16 protein-coding genes and 2 tRNA genes are annotated in these 18,386 nt (G+C 69.2%); 5 read left to right on the forward strand and 13 right to left on the reverse strand.

From position 1 onward, the window contains the following. Positions 1 to 17: 17 nt before the first annotated feature. On the reverse strand, positions 18 to 2,075 hold the full coding sequence (locus DEU36_RS05545; protein ID WP_120263280.1) for an ABC transporter ATP-binding protein: 2,058 nt from the start codon (positions 2,073 to 2,075) through the stop codon (positions 18 to 20). Then, a complete protein-coding gene (locus tag DEU36_RS05550; protein WP_120263281.1) occupies positions 2,072 to 3,799 on the reverse strand; it encodes an ABC transporter ATP-binding protein in 1,728 nt (575 codons plus the stop codon). Before DEU36_RS05550 ends, DEU36_RS05545 begins: the two co-directional genes overlap by 4 nt. 139 nt (positions 3,800 to 3,938) lie before the next feature. Between DEU36_RS05550 and DEU36_RS05555 the strand changes: the two genes are divergently transcribed. Continuing rightward, complete coding sequence (locus tag DEU36_RS05555) at positions 3,939 to 4,634, forward strand: GTP pyrophosphokinase family protein (RefSeq protein ID WP_120263282.1); 696 nt, start codon at positions 3,939 to 3,941, stop codon at positions 4,632 to 4,634. Between the two features lie 24 nt (positions 4,635 to 4,658). Here the strand turns inward: DEU36_RS05555 and DEU36_RS05560 are convergent, their stop codons facing one another. The 6 genes from DEU36_RS05560 to DEU36_RS05585 form a co-directional block, all read right to left on the reverse strand. Continuing rightward, positions 4,659 to 5,081: an organic hydroperoxide resistance protein gene (locus DEU36_RS05560; RefSeq protein ID WP_120263283.1), complete on the reverse strand. Its 423-nt coding sequence runs from the start codon at positions 5,079 to 5,081 to the stop codon at positions 4,659 to 4,661. Then, positions 5,078 to 5,572, reverse strand: coding sequence for a MarR family winged helix-turn-helix transcriptional regulator (locus tag DEU36_RS05565; RefSeq protein WP_259455228.1), 495 nt, complete (start codon positions 5,570 to 5,572; stop codon positions 5,078 to 5,080). Before DEU36_RS05565 ends, DEU36_RS05560 begins: the two co-directional genes overlap by 4 nt. A 93-nt stretch (positions 5,573 to 5,665) precedes the next feature. Then, positions 5,666 to 6,562, reverse strand: coding sequence for an SDR family oxidoreductase (locus tag DEU36_RS05570; RefSeq protein ID WP_112616993.1), 897 nt, complete (start codon positions 6,560 to 6,562; stop codon positions 5,666 to 5,668). A gap of 53 nt (positions 6,563 to 6,615) precedes the next feature. Beyond that, positions 6,616 to 7,500, reverse strand: a complete 885-nt coding sequence (locus DEU36_RS05575) for an SMP-30/gluconolactonase/LRE family protein (protein WP_120263284.1) — start codon at positions 7,498 to 7,500, stop codon at positions 6,616 to 6,618. Further along, the gene (locus DEU36_RS05580) at positions 7,490 to 9,280 is read right to left on the reverse strand and encodes a glycoside hydrolase family 15 protein (protein ID WP_120263285.1); all 1,791 of its coding nucleotides are present in this window, start codon (positions 9,278 to 9,280) and stop codon (positions 7,490 to 7,492) included. Before DEU36_RS05580 ends, DEU36_RS05575 begins: the two co-directional genes overlap by 11 nt. Further along, positions 9,277 to 9,636: a sugar ABC transporter ATPase gene (locus DEU36_RS05585; RefSeq protein WP_120264380.1), complete on the reverse strand. Its 360-nt coding sequence runs from the start codon at positions 9,634 to 9,636 to the stop codon at positions 9,277 to 9,279. Before DEU36_RS05585 ends, DEU36_RS05580 begins: the two co-directional genes overlap by 4 nt. A 142-nt stretch (positions 9,637 to 9,778) precedes the next feature. Here DEU36_RS05585 and DEU36_RS05590 point away from each other — a divergent pair, with 142 nt between their 5' ends. Then, positions 9,779 to 10,699: a DUF368 domain-containing protein gene (locus DEU36_RS05590; protein ID WP_120263286.1), complete on the forward strand. Its 921-nt coding sequence runs from the start codon at positions 9,779 to 9,781 to the stop codon at positions 10,697 to 10,699. Positions 10,700 to 10,761: 62 nt separating this feature from the next. Continuing rightward, complete coding sequence (locus DEU36_RS05595; protein WP_120263287.1) at positions 10,762 to 12,081, forward strand: cytochrome P450; 1,320 nt, start codon at positions 10,762 to 10,764, stop codon at positions 12,079 to 12,081. A 753-nt stretch (positions 12,082 to 12,834) separates the two neighbouring features. On the opposite strand, the gene DEU36_RS05600 is transcribed toward DEU36_RS05595, so the two are convergent. The 5 genes from DEU36_RS05600 to DEU36_RS05620 all read right to left on the reverse strand — a co-directional run bounded on the left by DEU36_RS05600 (position 12,835) and on the right by DEU36_RS05620 (position 16,306). Further along, positions 12,835 to 12,908 (reverse strand) — tRNA-Met (locus DEU36_RS05600). 23 nt (positions 12,909 to 12,931) lie between these two features. Then, positions 12,932 to 13,003: transfer RNA gene (locus DEU36_RS05605), tRNA-Thr, on the reverse strand. 63 nt (positions 13,004 to 13,066) lie between these two features. Continuing rightward, the gene (locus DEU36_RS05610; RefSeq protein WP_259455229.1) at positions 13,067 to 14,467 is read right to left on the reverse strand and encodes a M23 family metallopeptidase; all 1,401 of its coding nucleotides are present in this window, start codon (positions 14,465 to 14,467) and stop codon (positions 13,067 to 13,069) included. Between the two features lie 136 nt (positions 14,468 to 14,603). Continuing rightward, positions 14,604 to 15,401 carry an inositol monophosphatase family protein gene (locus DEU36_RS05615; protein ID WP_120263288.1) on the reverse strand — a complete coding sequence of 266 codons (798 nt, stop codon included), beginning with the start codon at positions 15,399 to 15,401 and terminating at the stop codon, positions 14,604 to 14,606. A gap of 44 nt (positions 15,402 to 15,445) precedes the next feature. Next, positions 15,446 to 16,306 (reverse strand): hypothetical protein, encoded by an 861-nt coding sequence (locus DEU36_RS05620; RefSeq protein WP_120263289.1) that lies wholly within the window; start codon positions 16,304 to 16,306, stop codon positions 15,446 to 15,448. 78 nt (positions 16,307 to 16,384) lie between these two features. On the opposite strand from DEU36_RS05620, the gene DEU36_RS05625 reads away from it, so the two are divergent. Both DEU36_RS05625 and DEU36_RS05630 read left to right on the forward strand, forming a co-directional pair. Next, positions 16,385 to 17,665, forward strand: a complete 1,281-nt coding sequence (locus tag DEU36_RS05625; RefSeq protein ID WP_120263290.1) for a histidine kinase — start codon at positions 16,385 to 16,387, stop codon at positions 17,663 to 17,665. Positions 17,666 to 17,678: 13 nt separating this feature from the next. Then, positions 17,679 to 18,347 carry a response regulator transcription factor gene (locus DEU36_RS05630; protein WP_120263291.1) on the forward strand — a complete coding sequence of 223 codons (669 nt, stop codon included), beginning with the start codon at positions 17,679 to 17,681 and terminating at the stop codon, positions 18,345 to 18,347. Positions 18,348 to 18,386 lie beyond the last annotated feature (39 nt).

An 18,386-nucleotide genomic window follows, 5' to 3' on the forward strand; every position in this document is an offset into this window, starting at 1 on the left:
GATCCGCCTCGTTCAGACTACCGATCGGCGGAGACCGGCCGGCTGTCCGCTTCGTCGTCTACCGAACCGAGCTCGGCGACCGCTTCCACCTGCTCCGTCGCCGCCTGCTCGAACTGCGATCGGTAGAGGCGCCAGTAGGCGCCCTGAGCGGCGATCAGTTCGTCGTGCGAACCCTTCTCGACGATGTCGCCGTGTTCCATCACGAGGATCAGATCGGCGTCGCGGATGGTCGAGAGCCGGTGCGCGATGACGAACGAGGTGCGTCCTTCGCGCAGCGCCGACATCGCCTGCTGGAGCAGCAGCTCGGTACGCGTGTCGACCGAGCTCGTCGCCTCATCGAGGATGAGCACCGCCGGCTGCGCCACGAAGGCGCGCGCGATCGTGATGAGCTGCTTCTCGCCGGCCGAGACGTTCGCGGCATCCTCGTCGAGCACCGTGTCGTACCCGTCGGGCAGCGAGTGGACGAACCGGTCGACGCGCGTCGCGATCGCCGCCTCGACGATCTCGTCGTCGGTCGCGCTCTCGCGGCCGTAACGGATGTTGTCGCGGATGGTCCCGGCGAAGAGCCAGGGGTCTTGCAGCACCATGCCCGTGCGCGAGCGCACGTCGTCGCGGGAGAGCTCGGAGATGTCCTGACCGTCGAGCAGGATGCGGCCGCCGTCGAGCTCGTAGAAGCGCATGAGCAGGTTCACGAGCGTGGTCTTCCCCGCACCGGTCGGACCGACGATCGCGACGGTCTGCCCCGGCTCGACCCGGAACGTCAGGTCGGTGATGAGGGGCTTGTCGGGCGAATAGGCGAACCGGACGTGCTCGAACTCGATCACGCCACGGCCGCCGCGCACCGGTTCGGCCTCCGGGGCATCGGGCTCCTGCTCGTCCTCGTCGAGCAGCTCGAATACACGCTCTGCCGACGCAGTGCCCGACTGCACGACCGCAGCCATGCCCCCGAGCTCGGAGAGCGGCTGCGTGAACTGCTGCGAGTACTGGATGAAGGCCTGCACATCACCGAGTCGCAGCTGCCCCGAGGCGACCATCAGTCCGCCGAGCACGGCGATTCCGACGTACGTGAGGTTTCCGATGAAGGTCATGCCCGGCATGATCAGGCCCGAGAGGAACTGCGCCTTGAAGGCTGCTTCGAACAGCTCGTCGTTCTCTGCCGCGAACTTCTCGCGCGCGTCGCGCTCACGGCCGTACACCCGCACGAGAGCGTGACCGGAGAACGACTCCTCGACGCGCGCGTTGAGGCGCCCGACCTTACGCCACTGCACCGCGAAGGCCTTCTGCGACCGCGGTCCGATGACGCCGAAGATCACGGCCATGAGCGGCAGCGAGACGAGCGCGACGAGCGCGAGCTGCCACGAGATCGAGAACATCATGAAGAGCACGCCGACGACGGTCAGCACGCTGGTGAGCGCCGTCGAGAGCGACTGCTGCATCGTCTGCGTGATGTTGTCGATGTCGTTCGTGACGCGCGAGATCAGCTCGCCGCGCTGCACACGGTCGAAGTACGCCAGCGGCAGCCGGTTGATCTTCGCCTCGACCGACTCGCGCAGGCGCCACATCGTGCGCACCATGATGATGTTGATGACGAAGCCCTGCAGCCACGTCAGCACGGCCGACCCGACGTAGATCGCGAGCACCGTGACGACGACCCACTTCAGCCGGTCGAAGTCGACGCCGGCGCCCACCTGGAAGTTCTGCATCGCGCTGACGAGGTTCGCGACGTCGGTCTGACCCGCTGCGTTGAGGGCTGCGACGACATCCTCCTGGCTCGTTCCCGCGGGGAACTGCGAGCCGAGGTTCGCGGAGACGACTCCCTCGAAGATCAGGTTGGTCGCGTCGCCGAGGACGCGGGGCGCCAGGACGGCGAGGACCACCCCGACGGCGCCGAGAACCGTCATGAGGCCGAACACGAGGGCGTACGGGCGCAGGAGCCCGATCATGCGCAGGAAGCTCGGTCCGAACTTCGCCGCCTTGCCGGGAGCCACGCTGTCCCAGCTGCCCGAGTTCTGACGGGCCTGTTCGGCCAGCTCGAGCTCGGAGCGCTCGTCGTCGGTGAGGTTGTCGGCGCTCATGCGTCCACTCCCAGCTGCGATTCGACGATCTCGCGATACGTCTCGTTGGACTCGAGGAGCTCGTCGTGCGTGCCGAGCCCCGCCATCCGCCCGTCGTCGAGGACGAGGATGCGGTCGGCGCCGGTCACCGTGGAGATGCGCTGTGCGACGACGATTTTCGTGACCTCCGGCAGCTCTCGCCACAGCGCCTCGCGCAGGCGCGCGTCGGTGGTCAGATCGAGCGCCGAGAACGAGTCGTCGAAGACCAGGACGTCGGGGCGGCGCACGATGGCCCGGGCGATGGCGAGCCGCTGACGCTGTCCACCGGAGACGTTCGTGCCTCCCTGCGCGATACGCGCGTCGAGACCGCCCTCCATCTCGGCGACGAAGTCACGTCCCTGAGCGATCTCGAGCGCCTTCCACAGCTCGTCGTCGGTCGCCTCCTCGCGGCCGAACCGCAGATTCGAGGCGACCGTGCCGGTGAACAGGAAGGCGCGCTGCGGCACATAGCCGATACCGCCCCAGAGAAGGTCGAGGTCGGCCTGCCGCACGTCGACGCCGGCGACCGTGACCGCGCCGCCCGTCACATCGAACAGTCGGGGTATGAGCGAGACCAGCGTCGTCTTACCCGACCCCGTCGATCCCACCACGGCGACGGTCTCTCCCGGTGCCGCGCGGAACGAGATGCCCTCGAGGACCGGCGCGTCCGCACCCGGGTAGGTGAACGAGACGTCGTCGAACACGATGGCGCCCGGCTCGGGGAACTCGCGCACCGGTGCCGCGGGCCGCTCGAGGGCATCGTGCGACGAGAGCACCTCGCCGATGCGGTCGGCCGATACGGCGGCACGCGGGATCATGATCGTCATGAAGGTCGCCATGAGCACCCCCATGAGGATCTGACCCACGTACTGCATGAAGGCGAAGAGCGTGCCGATCTGCACGTTGCCCTGGTCGACCTGGATGCCACCGAACCAGATCACACCCACGACCGTGACGTTGAGCACGAGCATCGCCAGCGGGAACATCAGCACGAACAGCGATCCGACTTTGCGCCCGACGATCATGATGTCGGTGTTGGCCCCGCGGAACCGCTGCTCCTCGATGCGCTCACGGACGAACGCGCGCACGACGCGGACCCCCGTCAGCTGCTCGCGCATGATCCGGTTGACGTTGTCGAGGCGGGTCTGGAACTGCCGGAACAGCGGCACCATCCGGCCGATGATGAGCCCGGCGACGACGAGCAGGAGCGGCACCGCGACCCCGATGAGCCAGCTCAGCCCGACATCCTGCTGCAGCGCCATGATGACGCCGCCGATCGCGAGCATGGGCGCGGTGACCAGCATCGTGGCACCCATCATCGCGAGCATCTGCACCTGCTGCACGTCATTCGTGTTGCGGGTGATGAGGGTGCCCGGGCCGAAGCGAGAGACCTCGCGCTCGGAGAACCCGCTGACCTTCTCGAACACGTCACGGCGGATGTCGCGCCCCGCGGCCATCGCGGCACGGGCCGCGCACAGGGTGGCGATGACCGACGCGACGATCTGCCCGAGGGCGATGACGAGCATGATGGCGCCGCGGGACCAGATGTATGCCGTGTCGCCGCGAGCGACGCCGTTGTCGATGATGTCGGCGTTCAGGCGAGGGAGGTAGAGCGAAGCCATCGCCGAGCCGAACTGGAACACCAGCACGCCCAGGAGAAGCCACCGATAGGTGCGCAGGTAGCGGAACAGGAGCTTGCCGAGCATGGGTCTCCTTGAGCGAGTCGGCCGGACGGTTCATGGTAGCGCCGGGCTCCGACACCCGCCGGGTCGGGGGTTGCGCCTCCGGCGAACGACCGACGATCCTCACAGCCGCCGCCGATGCCGCCTCTGTACCGTCGGTCCCATGACGTCCGGCAGCTCCGTGCCCCCGCTCTCGATCACCGACGGCCTGCAGAACTTCTCACCCCAGGAGCTGCGCAGCCTGCGTGACGAGTTCCAGCAGTTCCTCCTGGAGTACCGCTTCGGCATGCAGGAGATCGAGACGAAGCTGCAGATCCTGCGCGACGAGTTCCAGCAGCTGCACGACTACAACCCGATCGAGCATCTCTCGAGCCGGCTGAAGTCACCCGACGGCATCGTCGAGAAGGTCGTCCGAAAGGGCGTCGAGCCCGAGTTCGCGTCGATCCGCGAGCACATCACCGACATCGCCGGCGTGCGCGTCACGTGCAGCTTCACGCAGGACGCCTATCGCCTGTTCGACCTGCTGACCGCCCAGGACGACATCGAGGTCCGGACCGTCAAGGACTACATCGCCGAGCCCAAGCCCAACGGCTACAAGAGTCTGCACGCGATCGTGGAGGTGCCCGTCTTCCTCTCGACCGGTCGCATCACTGTGCCCGTCGAGGTGCAGTTCCGCACCATCGCAATGGACTTCTGGGCCAGCCTCGAGCACAAGATCTATTACAAGTTCGCCGCGAACGTGCCGGCGGAGCTGATCGCGGAGCTCAAGGACGCCGCCGAGACGGCGGCCGAGCTCGACGCGAAGATGGAGCGGCTGCACCGCGAGGTGCGGCACCGTCCCCGCGTCGTGCGCATCTGAGCACTCGACGCGGGGACGCCGGGGTCAGTCCTCCGAGACCGTGATCTCGACGGGGATGTTGCCGCGCGTCGCGTTCGAGTACGGGCAGACCTGGTGCGCGGCGTCGGCGAGCCCCTGAGCGACCTCGTGGTCGACACCGGGCAGCACGACCTCGAGCACGACGGAGAGCGAGAACCCGCCGGCATCCGTCGGGTGGATCTGCACCTGACCGCCGACGGCGGAGTCGGTCACGTCGATCTTCTTGGACCGCGCCACCATCTGCAGGGCGGAGTGGAAGCAGGCGGCGTAACCGGCGGCGAACAGCTGCTCGGGGTTCGAGCCGTTGCCCGATCCGCCCATCTCCTTCGGGATGGCCATCTCGAGATCGACGCGACCGTCCGTGCTGCGGACATGTCCGTTGCGGCCGGCGCCCGTCGAGAGTGCTTCGGCGGTGTAGAGAGCGCTCATGCGTGCTCCTCCTTCATTTCCTTGTGGGGGGTGGTCTTCGCGGCGCGGGGAGCCGCGCGCAGGTCGTCCGCGGCGTCGCGCATGCCGTCGGCCAGGTCGGTGAGGGCGGCGATCAGGTGCCGGGCGCCGTCGACGGTCACACCCATCCCCTCCGCGATGCAGGCGGGGACATGGGAGAGCTCGGTGCGCAGCTCGCGGCCGCGGGGCGTGAGCGAGACGGTCACGACACGCTCGTCGGCACCACCGCGCTCGCGCTCGACGAGACCGTCGCGCGTCATCCGGCGCAGGAGCGGCGACAGCGTGCCGGAATCGAGGTCGAGCGCCTCGCCCAGGTCGCGCACGCTGCGCCCGTCGCGGTTCCACAGCAGCACGAGCACGAGGTACTGCGGGTAGGTCAGGCCGTGCGGCTCGAGGAGGGCCGCGTACGCCTTCGTCGTCGCGCGCGACGCGGCGTAGAGCGAGAAGCAGACCATGTGCTGCGTCGGTTCCATATCTGCACTGTACACAACTGGGTTGTGCACAATCAATACCGGGAAGAAGTGCGCCGGCAGCCGCGGCCACCGGCGCACTTCCTCGCGACGACGTCAGGGCGTGGGCATGCCGCCGTTGACATTGAGGGTCTCCCCCGCCACATAGCTCGACTCCGCGGACGCGAGGAACACGTAAGCGGGAGCGAGCTCGGCAGGCTGGCCCATGCGCCCGAGCGGCGTCTCCTCGCCGAAGCTGTCGATCTTCTCCTGCGGCTGGCCGTCGCTCGGCTGCAGCGGCGTCCAGATCGGGCCGGGTGCGACCGCGTTCACGCGGATGCCCTTCGGTGCGAGCTGCTGGGCGAGGGCCTTGGTGAACGTGTTGATCGTCGCCTTCGTCGAGGCGTAGTCCACGAGCGTCTCCGACGGCGAGTAGGCCTGGATCGACGTGGTGTTGATGATCGAGGCGCCGGCCGGCAGGTGCGGGAGCGCGGCCTTCGTGATCCAGAACATCGCGTAGACGTTGGTCTTGAAGGTGTCGTCGAACTGCTCGTCGGTCAGATCGGCCAGCTCGTACTGGAAGATCTGCTTGCCGCCGTTGTTGACGAGGATGTCGATTCCGCCGAGTGCCGAGACGGTGTCGGCGACGAGCGAGCGGCAGTACTCCGGATCGCGCAGGTCGCCCGGGAGCTGCGCGACGGTCACACCGGCATCCTTCAGGATCCCGGCGATGCGCTGGGCGTCCTCTTCCTCCTCGGGGAGGTACGAGATGGCCACGTCGGCTCCCTCGCGGGCGAAGGCGATGGCGGTCGCCGCGCCGATCCCCGAGTCGCCGCCCGTGATGAGCGCCTTGCGCCCGGTGAGGCGGCCACTGCCGCGGTAGCTCTCCTCGCCGAGGTCGGCCTTCGGCGTGAGGTCGGCGTCGAGGCCCGGCTCATCCATGTGCTGCTTCTCGGGCTCGATGTCCGCGTACAGCTCGGCGGGGTTGACGAAGGTGTACTGGTCACGGGACATGGTGTCTCCTTCCATCGGTCTTCCTAGGGGTGGTCGTCTGGCGAAACCGTCGATCAGTCGATCGACGAGGACCCGAACGTGTGGATGCGGCGGCCGGTCGCTCCCGGTGCGAGCCGGAAGATCCCGCCCGAGAGGGGATGCCGCTGCAACTGCTCCTCGGTGAGGTTCTCTCGCGCCGACCCGACGAGGAGCACGTCGAGGTCGGGCCCGGCGAACGCCACCGAGGTGATGTTCGGTGAGGGCATCGCGATCTCCGCGACGACGTCGCCGTCGGCGCTCCAGCGGGCCACTGTCCCCTCGCCGTACAGGCCGTTGAAGAACGAGCCGTCGGTCGCCAGAGTCAGTCCGTCGCTCGCCCGCCCGACGAGGAAGGGCTCGAGTTCGCCGAGCTCGCCCTCCGATCCGTATGCCGCGCGGTAGACCGTCGAGGTCGCGGTGTCGGTGACGTACATCGTGCGGCCGTCGTCGGACCACTCGAAGCCGTTGGCGACGCCGTACCCGCCGCCGAGCACGCGGACGCCGCCGTCGGGTTCGACCGACCAGAGCGTCGCATCGGGATCGTCGCTCGTGAGCTCCATGGCACCGACGACGAAGCGGCCGAAGGGGTCGACCTTGCCCTCGTTCAGACGCATCCCGTCGTGACGGTGGCGCAGCGCCGCGAGATCGCGCTCGATGCGGCCGTCCGCGTCGAGCAGGACGACGCGGTCCTTCAGCGCGGCGACGTACCCGCCTCCGGCAGCCGGCTGCACGGCGGACAACGGCGGCGGCAGCTCGACGACCCGGTCGTCGCTGCCGTCGACGGCGCCGTCGAGGGGGCCGCGATGCAGAAGGCCGGCCGTGATGTCGACCCACACGACTTCGTCGGTGCGGTCATCCCACCAGATGCTCTCGACGAGCACGGCACGCGTGTTGCGGAAGACCTCGATCTCATCGGCCACGGAGGGCCTCCTCGGGGACGACGTCGCGAATGGTGAGCACGGTCGCGATGAACGCGAGGTGACTGAGGGCCTGCGGGGTGTTCCCCCACGCTGTGCCGTCGTCGGCGTCGATCATCTCGGCATAGATTCCCACGTCGTTCGCCAGGGCGACGAGCCGGTCGACGAGATCGAGCGCCTCGTCGTGCCTGCCGACGCACGCGAGTGCCTCGGCGCGCCAGAACGCGCAGGCGACGAACGTCTTCTCCTCTTCGGAGACCCCGCTGTAGCGGTACAGCAGCGGCCCGGCTCCCAGTTCGTCGGTGAGGGCGTCGATCGTCGTCGACATCCGTTCGCCCCGGTCGAAGCCGGTGGGCGCGTGCAGCAGCACGGAGGCGTCGAGCTCGTCGGACCCGGCGTAGAAGACGTACGCCGACTTAGCCTCGGACCAGCAGTTCTCGTCGATCCAGAGCCGGATGCGCTCGCGCTCCGCCTTCCACCGCTCGGCGCTCCCGGGAATCGCGCCGCTCTCGGCGAGCGCGACGGCGTCGTCGAGGGCCTTCCAGCAGCCCATCTTCGACGAGGTGTAGTGCCGCTCTTCCGGCAGCTCCCACATGCCCGAGTCGGGGTTGCGCCACAGATCGCAGGTGCGATCGGCGACGCCCGCCAGCATCCGTGCCGTTCCGATGTCGAGCACGTTGCCCGCGTCGACATACGTGCGGCAGATGGCCATGAGGTCGCCGTAGACGCCGAGCTGGAGCTGCTCGCGCGCCGGGTTGCCGGTCACGACGGGCTGGTTGCCCTGCCAGCCGGGCACGGGGTACTCGCGAGCGTCGGGCACGAGCTCGCCGTTCAGCGTGTACATGACGTGCAGCTCGGGGCCGTGATCGCGGATCGTGCGCAGCATCCATGACAGCGCAGCGTGCGTCTCTTCGCGGAGCCCGAAGCGCACGAGCGCGTGCGCGGTGTAGGCGAGGTCGCGCACCCAGGCGTAGCGGTAATCCCAGTTCTTGCCGCCCGCGGGGTTCTCGGGCAGAGAGGTGGTCGCAGCGGCGGCGATCGCTCCCGTGGGGCTGAAGATGAGGAGCTTGAGGGCGAGCGCGCTGCGCTGGATGCGTTCCTGCCACGGCCCTTCGTAGGAGAAGACCTCGGACCAGTGACGCCAGTTCTCGATCGTGCGGTCGATGCCGACATCGACGTTGCGCGGGTCGGGGAGGTGCAGGGGCTCGTCGTGCGTCGCGGCGAGCGCGATGAGGTGGCGCGAACCGGCCGAGGCGGTGAACGACCCGGTCAGGCGGGGGCCGCTCGTACCGTCGGGATCGGGGGCATCCGGACCGTGCTCGAAGCCCACCACGACGAGGGCGGTCTTGCCGCTGCGGATCACGTCGCCGTGCTGGGTGCGCTCGATCCAGGGTGATGCCGTGCGAAGCGATGTTCCGGGATGGATGCGCCAGGCCATGGGCACCGTGCCGTCGAGGCCGTCGATGCGGCGAGCGAGCTCCGCCCACGGCATGCGTCCCGCGACGCCCGACACCATCGCGTCGGTGACCGTGACGGACCCGCGAGCGGTGGTGAAGGTCGTCTCCAGGACGTTCGTGTCGGGGACGTATCGACGCGTGGTCTCGTAGTCCTCCGTAGGGGTGAGTTCGAGGCATCCGCCCGTCTCACTGTCGAGCAGGCGCGCGAAGACGGGCGTCGAGGTGAGGTCGGGAAGCGGCAGCCAGTCGACGCTGCCGTCCAGGCCGATCAGTGCCACGGTGCGGCCGTCGCCGATCGGCGCGTACGACTCGATACCGGCGGTCACATGCCCTCGTCGTCGATGTCGCCCTCGCCGTCCTCGCCGAGTTCGGCGATGACCGGGTCCTCTCCCTGGGTCTCCGGCTGCTCGTACGCGGACGGCAGGTCTTCGGCCGGGATCTCGTCGTCTTCCGACGGGATGTGCGCGGGGTCGTCGCTCGTCGCGGTGGCCGTGTCGAGCTCGGCGGGGTCGACACCGGCGTCGAGCGCCTCGTCGATCGCCTCCGTACGGTCCCACTCGCGCTGGGCGGGGTCGAGATCGGGGTCGGCCACGCTGGTCGCATCGCCGTCGCGCAGCGGCTGGATGCCGGCGTCCTCGGCTGCGGCGGGGCGGGCGAGGTCGTCGTTGAATGCGTTGGACATGACTCCACGATGCGCGGGGCCGATGAATCCGTCGAGCCACTTGCACCGGGCCCGGACGCGCGGTAACGGGGCCTGCCACAGGTCGCTCAGGCGGTCACGGGTAGCCTGGAACGCTCCGTCGTCGTTCTCTCGGAGGTCGCCCATGCCCGTCGCCCGAATGCTCTTGGATGCCGGTCGCGGCGCTCTGATCGGCACGGTCGAGATCATCCCCGGTGTCAGCGGCGGCACCGTCGCACTCATCGTCGGGGTCTACGAGACGCTCATCGATTCGGCCGGCCACCTCGCCCGAGGTGTGGCTCGCTTCGTCGCCGACGGTGCGCGCGGCCGGGGCCTCGCCCGCGCCCGGGCGGAGTTCGCCGCCGTGCGCTGGTCGGTCGTCCTCCCCGTCGGGTTCGGCATGATCGCAGCGGTCCTCGCGGCGTCCGCGATCCTCGCTCCTCTCATCGAAGCCGAGCCCGTCGCATCGCGGGCGCTCTTCGCCGGCCTCATCCTGGCGTCGCTCGTCGTTCCGATCCGTATGGTCGGCGGGCGCTGGCGGATGCGCGAGTACGCGGTCGCCGTCGTCGGAGCGATCGCGGGGTTCGCCCTCACGAGCCTCCCCCAGATCGATCCGCTCGAGCCGCCCCTTCCCGTTGTCGCGCTCGCGGCGGCGTTCGCCGTGTGCGCATTGGTCGTGCCCGGCGTCTCGGGCTCGTTCATCCTGCTGGCCGTCGGCATGTACGCGCCCACCCTGGCCGCGGTGAACGAGCGTGATCTGGTCTATCTGGGCGTCTTCATCCTCGGCGCGATGGTCGGACTCGGCCTCTTCGTCTCGGTGCTGCAGTGGCTGCTGGTCCACCGACGGCGCGTCATGCTGGCGATGATGACCGGCCTGATGGTCGGCTCGCTCCGCGCCCTGTGGCCGTGGCAGGAGGATGGCGCGGTTCAGCATCCCGGACCGGATGCCGTGCCGGTGCTGCTCCTCGTCGTGCTGGGCGCGGCCGCTGTGGGCGGTGTGCTGCTCATCGAATCGGCGGTGCTGCGCCGCGCCGCTCGACGGCTCGAGTCCGGCGCGGCGGGGTAGCACACGTCGGCATGATCCGCCTCCCCCTCGGCTCGTCGGCGCCGAGGTGTGAGCGTGGAGTCATGACGTCTTCGATCACCGCCGCTGCACGCACGCTGACCGACGACTCTCCGCAGCTGCTGCTGCGCGGGTACGGGTTCGGCGAACGCATCTGGAAGCGGGTACGAGCCGGCGCACGCTCGGCCCCCATGGGTCTGCTCGGCGATCCCGCCATCTTCGTCCGGGGTGCGGAGGGTGTCGAGGTGTTCTACGACGAAGACCGCGTTCACCGTCACGGTGCGATGCCGGGCATCGTTCAGGAGACACTGTTCGGACACGGGTCTGTGCACAGCCTCGACGGGCAGGACCACCGCCACCGCAAGGCGACGTTCCTCGACGTCGCTTACGAGGACGAGCAGGTGGAGCGGCTCCGACCTCACCTGGTCGCGCAGTGGCGGAGCGAAATCGACGAGTGGGTCGCCGGCGGTGATCGCTCTGCCTACGACGCGGCGGTGGGCGCCTTCGGGCGAGCCGTCATGCAGTGGGCGGGGCTTCCGGGAACCCCCGCGGCGAAGACACGATGGGCGGCCCGGCTCGCGCAGATCGTCGACGGTTTCGGCGTTCCGCACTCCCCCGAGTACCTCCTCGCCTGGGTGAATCGCCGCTGGTCGGACCGTCACGCCCAGCACCTCATCGAGGCAGTGCGCGACGGCGATCTCGATTCCGAGCCCGGCACCGCCCTGGACGCGTGGTCCTGGCACCGCGACCGTGCCGGCGTGCTTCTCCCGGCCCGGCTGGCCGGCATCGAGCTGCAGAACAGCATGCGCCCGATGATCGCGGTTGCACGGTTCGTGGCTTTCGCCGCGAAGGAACTGCACGATCGTCCCGAATGGCGCGAGCGCATCGCCGCGGAAACGGCCGAGCGCGAGACGCTCGACGGCGGCCCGCTCGCCGTCGCGTTCGCCCAGGAAGTCCGCCGAACAGCCCCGTTCGTGCCGATGCTTCCCGCGCGCGCGGTCACCGACATCGAGCTCGACGGCCAGCGCGTCGCGGCGGGCGACCGCATCGTGCTCGACATCCTTGGGACCAACCTCGATGATCGCTCGTGGGAGCGCGCCAGCGAGTTCACGCCCGAGCGCTTCATCGGTGTCGACGACTACGAGGCACTCCCCGCCTTCATCCCCCACGGCGGCGCGGATGTCGCCACGGGCCACCGCTGCCCCGGCGAGAAGCTCGCGATCGCGGGGCTCGCGACAGCGATCGCCGCGCTGAGCCATCCTGGCGTCACGATCCTCGGCGACGGCCTCGAGGTGAACACGCGCCGGCTGCCGACCAAGCCCGCGTCAGGGGGCCGTGTTCGCGCCACGGGCGCCGGTGGCGGCTGCCCGTTCCATCGGCGCTGACCCGCGCTACCGAGGTGCGAGGACCGTGTCCCCCGAACGGCCGACTCGACGGACCGGCCGGGAAGCCCTAGCGTCGATCACGTCGACGATCTTCCCCCCGGATCGTAGAACGCCCCGCATCTTCGGATGTCGGGGCGTTCTGGTTTCCGGGACGCGAGAGGAGCCCGGCGTCATCCGATCGGATGAAATCTCGCGCCGAACATCGACGTCGATGACCGTCTCAGACCAACCTAACGCGGCATATTTAAGGCGCTTGACCAGCTTTTTCTGGCCGACGGCGAGACGCAGCCCGCCTGCGCCGGCTTTCTGCCATGCGAGGCATGATCGTGACGTCGGGTGCGATCTAGCGCTGATGGGGAGCAGGGCGGGCCTGCTCGACACCACGGCCGCGAGTTAGGTCCTCGTCTCGCGCCCGACCTGCGCCCGGGGCTCTGGAGGGGCCCCGGGCGCCTTCTCGTTCCCGGGCACGTCGCCGCTGACCTGCCCCGCTGCCCCGCTGCCCCGCTGCCCCGCTGCCCCCAGGAGGTCCCACTTGGGCCGGGTTTGCCGTCCACTTTCCCGGCCCAAGTGGGACCTCGAAGGATCGAGAAGTGATGATGGGTCGGGATACCACAAGGTTCGGCTGATTGCGTCGACGCGGCGCCCATGCTGCGTCTGGCCTAAGCAGAAGGACGCGCCGAGCCCGATTCGGTTCGATGCTCGAACGTGCCCGGATACGACAAAACCCCCGGGGATTCCGGGGGTTGTCATCTGTAGCAGGAGCGGGGCTTGAACCCGCGACCTCACGATTATGAGTCGTGCGCTCTCACCAACTGAGCTACCCTGCCGCAACGCATCCGAGGATGCTGCGAGCCCCGAGTCAGGATTGAACTGACGACCCCTTCCTTACCATGGAAGTGCTCTGCCACTGAGCTATCGGGGCGTGCCACCCGCAAGCGGGCAACTAGAAGAGGATACCATCTCGGCGCCCTCAGACCGAATCAGGTCAGCGCTTCGTGTGCTCCTCGAGCCACGCGATCGGATCGGTCTGGGTGGTGCCACCGAGCAGCACCTCGAGGTGCAGGTGAGCACCGGTCGACTTGCCGGTGCTGCCGACCTTGCCGATGATCTCGCCGGGCTCGATCGTGTCGCCGACCTTCACCTTGAGCGAGCCGTACTGCATGTGTCCGTACCGGGTCGAGACCAGTTCGCCGTCGATGTTGTGGTCGATGACGACGGTCACGCCGTAGTCGCCGCCCGCCTCGGTCGCGATGCGCACTGTTCCCCCCGCGACGGCGTGGATCTCGGCGCCCGCTCCGGGGGTCAGGTCGACGCCGCGGTGCGGACGGGAGAACTCCGACAGGTAGGAGACCGAGCCGAACTGCGCCGAGATCGGAACTCCGACCGGGAACGGCCACTGGATCGCGGCGTTGGGGTCGTTGACCCACGTGCCGGCGAAGTTCGTGACACCCGAGTCGGCGGCGATCTCCGAGACGGAAGTCACATCGAAGGTGTCGCTGCGATCGAAGGTCACACCCGTCGTGGGTGAGGAGACATACGCCTGGATCTCTTCGGGCTCGACCGACGCCGCCGTGCGGGGCGCTTCGGCGGTGATGTCGCGACCGGTGTCACCAGAGGCGAAGACAGCGGCGGCAGGGCTCGTCAGGCCGACGGCGAGAAGGCCGACGGCGGCGACGGCACTCATCGAGACGGATGCCGCTGCGACGCGCTTGCCCACACGGCGCAGACGTCCGGGGCGTGCGACCGTGACCTCGCGCGTGCGCTGCTGGTGCTCGGCGATGGACGCCTCGGCGACCTGCACCGGGGTCTGAGCGGTGAACGAGAACAACCGTGCGGCGAACTCGAACTCGTCGACGTCGTGCGTGTCGGAAGACTGAGTGCTCTCGTCCGCCGCGCCCGAAGCGCCTGCCGAGTCCGCGTCACCGGCATCCGCCCTCTCGGCGTTCGAGGAGTCGACGGCAGCAGGGCCGAACGACTCGCCCTGAGCTGCGGGGCGCTCGATCGTCGAACCTGCGCGACGACGCCGCGAGGGCGTGATGAGATCGGAGCCCGCGTAGGCGTCGCCGTCGACGACGGTGAGAACCAGCTCGTCGGTCTCAGCATCAGCCTCGTCATCGCGCTCGGTACCGGCTGCGTCGACCGTTGCGCTCGTCGCGGCGACGGGGATCTCGGCGCTCGGCGCCTCGGGCGCCTGATCGATCTTCGCGACGTCGTCGGTCGGGATGTCGGCCGCCTTCGCGGCGAGCTCGGCCTCGGCCATCAGCCGCCGCCACTGCGCGCGCGTGAGACCCGTGCTCTGCGTGAGACCGGTCGCCGGGGTGGGCGACGGTTCCCCTGCCGAGGGTCGCGAGGACGCGGCCTCGGTGGGGGTGGTCTCAGAAGTCAAATCGCAGGCTCTCGAAAACAGCGCGCGCTCGTACGCGGCGGAAACTTTCCGGGTGGTGTCCGGCCTCCGGATCGGGTTCCGAAGATAACGAACGGGTAAACACTAACGACTTGCGGCTGGGAATGCGATCTACGCGTCAGCTTTCGTGGAAAACCCGTTCGGTCAGCTGGCTGTGGAGAGCCGGCGACGCCGCGATCGTCATGGTGCGCCCAGGGCGCTCTCCGGGCATCCCGGTCACCACTCCCCCGGCCTCGGCGACCAGGAGCGCGCCCGCCGCGTGATCCCAGGGCTGCAGGCCGCGCTCGACGTAGCCGTCGAGCCGCCCGGCCGCGACGTAGGCCAGATCGAGCGATGCGGCCCCGGCGCGGCGGATGTCGCGCGCGATGGGCATGATGCGTCCGAGCCGAGCGAGGTCTCCCGCGTGGGTGGCGGGGTCGTAGCCGAACCCCGTGGCCAGCAGTGCGCCGGCATCCGTCGGCTCGGACACCGCCAGACGCATATCGCCCAGCCACGCACCTTCGCCCACGGTCGCGCGGAACAGCTCGTCGACGACCGGCGAGAAGACGGCCGCGGCGACCGCCTCCCACTCCTGCGGGTCGGGTTCGCCATCGACCACCGCGATGCTGACGGCGTAGTGCGGGATGCCGTAGGCGTAGTTCACCGTGCCGTCAATGGGATCGACGACCCAGGTGAGGCCGCTCGCGCCGCGCTCGGCTCCGGATTCCTCACCGAGGAAGCCGTCCTCGGGTCGCGCCTGGGCGATGCGATCGCGGATGAGGAGCTCGACCTCACGGTCGGCCTCGGTGACGATGTCGGCGAGCGCTGACTTCGTCGCGGCGATGGCGACTCCCTCGCTGCGGCGACGGCGTGCGAGCGCTCCCGCCTCGCGGGCGATCTCGATGGCCAGGTCTGTGAGCTCTCGCGCTTGCACCATGCCACCCACGCTACGGGGTTCCCGGGCTCACCGAGCCCGGGCCGTCAACGGGGAGCGATCGGCTGGTCCGGCAGCGGCGGGGGCGGCGGGTAGTCCTGGTAGCCCGGCTGGGCGGGAGCCGCCGCGGGCGGCGCTGCCTGTGCGGGCTGTGCGGGTGCGTAGGCCTGCGGGTAGGTGGGACGCCCGGTGTAGTAGGCCTGCCAGTCGGGCGATCCGTCGCCCAGGACGGGCAGCGGCGTGCGCCCGTCGGCGTAGGTCGGCCACGGCGCCGATGCGGCCGGCTGAGGGGCGCGCGGCATCAGCAGGGCGTTCACCAGTGGAACCAGCGCGGTGCCGACCGCGGCGAGGATCGTCAGCGCGACCACGACGCGCCAGTAGATCGGCAGGAAGTCGAACCACTCGCCGCCGACGAGCGGCACGATCAGCATGACGGCGACGATCCCGAGGAAGGCGATGGTCGTGTAGGTGACGATCGAGAGGAACGTCGTGGGGTTGCGCGAGTAGGCCTTCGTGAAGAGGCGCAGGTGCAGCAGCGCCAGCTGCAGGATCAGCAGCACCAGCAGGAAGCGCATGAACCGCTCGTAGCCCCATCCGAAGCTCTCGGTCGGCGACGGCAGCCAGATCATGACGGCGCCGATCAGCAGCGCGACCACCCAGCTGCCCATGCTGGTCAGAGCGAACCAGGCGGGGCGACGACCGGCGAGGTGCGATTCGAGGATCGAGATGCCCGCGAAACCCGCGAGCAGCAGCACCGTCATGAAGGCGCGGGCGACGATTCCGGTACCCGACCCGACCAGCACCCAGACGACGCAGACGATCGCGGCGGCGATGAGCGCGCCGATGGCGACCCAGATCGCGGCGCGCAGCAGCTTGTTCGATTCGGGAGATGTGATGGGCTTGCTCATCGACAGGTTTCCTTCCGCGCTGACTCCTCACATCCTGGCATGCACGGGCCTTCCATGCGGGGCTGAGAGGATTCTGTGGTGAACCCACCCCGAGAGCCCGGCGTCGGATTCGACGCGTCCGCGACGCGCACCTTCTTCCGCACGCGTCGCGCGTCGGCGATCCTGGTCGCCATCGTGTCGGTGATGACGACCCTCCAGGTGCTCGCGACGCCGATCACCGCGATGTTGGCCGGCCCCATCGACTGGCCGTTCTCGGTCTCGATACCCGTGCTGTGCGTCATCCTCACCGTGGCCTGCGTGGCCCAGGCGTCCGCGCTTCTGCTGAGCGATCGGTGGCCGCGCACGGCGGTCGTCGCGACCGTCGCGGTGTACCTCATCCTCCTCGCCACCTTCGACGTGCCCAACTGGCTCATCGGCATGTACCTGGTCGTGGCGCTCGCGCAGTTCCTCCTGGCGAGCCGGGTGCCGGCGACGTCGGCGATCGTCTGCTTCCTCGGCGTGGTCATGCTCGGCATGGGAGGCCTCTTCGTCTGGGCCGTCGTCTACGCGGGCGACGCCGGGGCCGCCGTGACGTTCATGGCGAACGAGTTCTTCCGTTTCACCGCCCCGGCTCTCGGGGCGACGGCTTTGGGGATCTGGTGGGGCGCGCAGGTGCGGAAGGTCACGCTCGCCCGCGAGCAGGCCGAACTGGCGCGCCAAGAGCACGATGCGCGCGTCAACGACGCTCGCGAGCGGGAGCGCGCCCGCATCGCGCAGGAGCTGCACGATGTCGCCGGTCAGCACCTGGCCGGGCTCGTGACGCTCGCCGACGCCGCCATCTCGCTTGCGCCCGCCCGTCCCGACGAGGCGATCCGTCTGGTCGGCGAGGTACGGAACGAGGGCCGGTTCGCGGCGGCGAGCCTCGCGGGCGCGCTGAGCGACCTGCACGCCGAAGCAGCGGCACCCGCGGAGACGACACGCGACCTGCGTCGTGCGGGCGAGCTGGTGGAGTTCTGGTCGCAGCGCGGCATGCCGGTCTCGTTCGAGCTGTCCGGTGCGGTGTCCGACCTTCCGGCCGTCGTCTCGACCACCGCGTACCGCGTTCTCCAGGAGGCCCTGACGAACGCCGCCAAGCACGCTCCCGGGGCGCCGGTCAGTGTGACCGTGACGGTGGCCGAGGCTGAGGACGAACTCATCGTCCGCGTCGTCAATGGGGCACCGAACAGCGAATCGATGCCGGTCCCGGGCCTCGATCTCGGCTGGGGCCTGCGGGGAATGCGCGAGCGCGTCGAGCTACTGAGGGGCACACTGTTCGCAGGGCCGACGCCGACCGGCGGATGGGACGTGCGGATCACGATCCCGATCGACCCGATCGCCTGACAGGGAGAACGGTATGACTCGTGGAGCCGAGCGCATCCGCGTGCTGATCGCCGACGACAATCGTGCTGTGCGCCGAGGGCTGCGGCTTCAGCTGGAAGGCGCCCCCGGCATCCAGGTCGTCGGCGAGGTCTCGAACGGCATCGACGCCGTGCACGTCGCCCGAACCGAGCGTGCCGACGTCGTGCTCATGGACATCCAGATGCCGCAGATGTCGGGACTGTCCGCGACACGCCTGCTCGCGCGCCCCGAAGACGGCCGCGCGCCCATCGCCGTCATCGTCATGACGAGCTTCGCCATCGACGGATACGTCAGTGAAGCACTGGATTCCGGTGCCGTCGGCTACCTGCTCAAGAGTCACGACTCCGACCAGCTCGTCGGTGCGATCTATGCGGCGGCCCGGGGCGAGGCCCTCGTGTCGTCGCGAGTGACGGCGCCCCTGATCCGTGAGTTCGTCCGCCGCGGCGGAGGGCCCGAAGACCCGGAGGCGAGCGCTCTGCTGACCTCGGCCGAGCGTCGCGTGATCTCGGTGCTCGCCGGCGGCGTGACGAGCAACGAGGGCATCGCCGAGAGGCTCCAGGTCTCGGTGCACACCGTGCGATCGCAACTGCATTCCGCGCTCAAGAAGCTCGATCTCGCCGACCGGACGCAGCTCGCACTGTGGGGAACACGCAACCGGCTCTGAGTTGTCTCATCCGTCCGGATGAAATATCGGTGCCGGTTT

The sequence above is a fragment of the Microbacterium sp. AG238 genome (genome assembly GCF_003610405.1).
Classification (GTDB): Bacteria; Actinomycetota; Actinomycetes; order Actinomycetales; family Microbacteriaceae; genus Microbacterium.

What these genes read in the sequence shown, in the direction of transcription:
- DEU36_RS05630 (WP_120263291.1), top strand. Translation starts at nt 17,679, where the DNA reads ATGACTCGTGGAGCCGAGCGCATCCGCGTGCTGATCGCCGACGACAAT.
- DEU36_RS05585 (WP_120264380.1), bottom strand. Translation starts at nt 9,636, where the DNA reads ATGTCCAACGCATTCAACGACGACCTCGCCCGCCCCGCCGCAGCCGAG.
- DEU36_RS05565 (WP_259455228.1), bottom strand. Translation starts at nt 5,572, where the DNA reads ATGGAACCGACGCAGCACATGGTCTGCTTCTCGCTCTACGCCGCGTCG.
- DEU36_RS05560 (WP_120263283.1), bottom strand. Translation starts at nt 5,081, where the DNA reads ATGAGCGCTCTCTACACCGCCGAAGCACTCTCGACGGGCGCCGGCCGC.
- DEU36_RS05555 (WP_120263282.1), top strand. Translation starts at nt 3,939, where the DNA reads ATGACGTCCGGCAGCTCCGTGCCCCCGCTCTCGATCACCGACGGCCTG.
- DEU36_RS05550 (WP_120263281.1), bottom strand. Translation starts at nt 3,799, where the DNA reads ATGCTCGGCAAGCTCCTGTTCCGCTACCTGCGCACCTATCGGTGGCTT.
- DEU36_RS05615 (WP_120263288.1), bottom strand. Translation starts at nt 15,401, where the DNA reads ATGGTGCAAGCGCGAGAGCTCACAGACCTGGCCATCGAGATCGCCCGC.
- DEU36_RS05620 (WP_120263289.1), bottom strand. Translation starts at nt 16,306, where the DNA reads ATGAGCAAGCCCATCACATCTCCCGAATCGAACAAGCTGCTGCGCGCC.
- DEU36_RS05595 (WP_120263287.1), top strand. Translation starts at nt 10,762, where the DNA reads ATGACGTCTTCGATCACCGCCGCTGCACGCACGCTGACCGACGACTCT.
- DEU36_RS05590 (WP_120263286.1), top strand. Translation starts at nt 9,779, where the DNA reads ATGCCCGTCGCCCGAATGCTCTTGGATGCCGGTCGCGGCGCTCTGATC.
- DEU36_RS05570 (WP_112616993.1), bottom strand. Translation starts at nt 6,562, where the DNA reads ATGTCCCGTGACCAGTACACCTTCGTCAACCCCGCCGAGCTGTACGCG.
- DEU36_RS05545 (WP_120263280.1), bottom strand. Translation starts at nt 2,075, where the DNA reads ATGAGCGCCGACAACCTCACCGACGACGAGCGCTCCGAGCTCGAGCTG.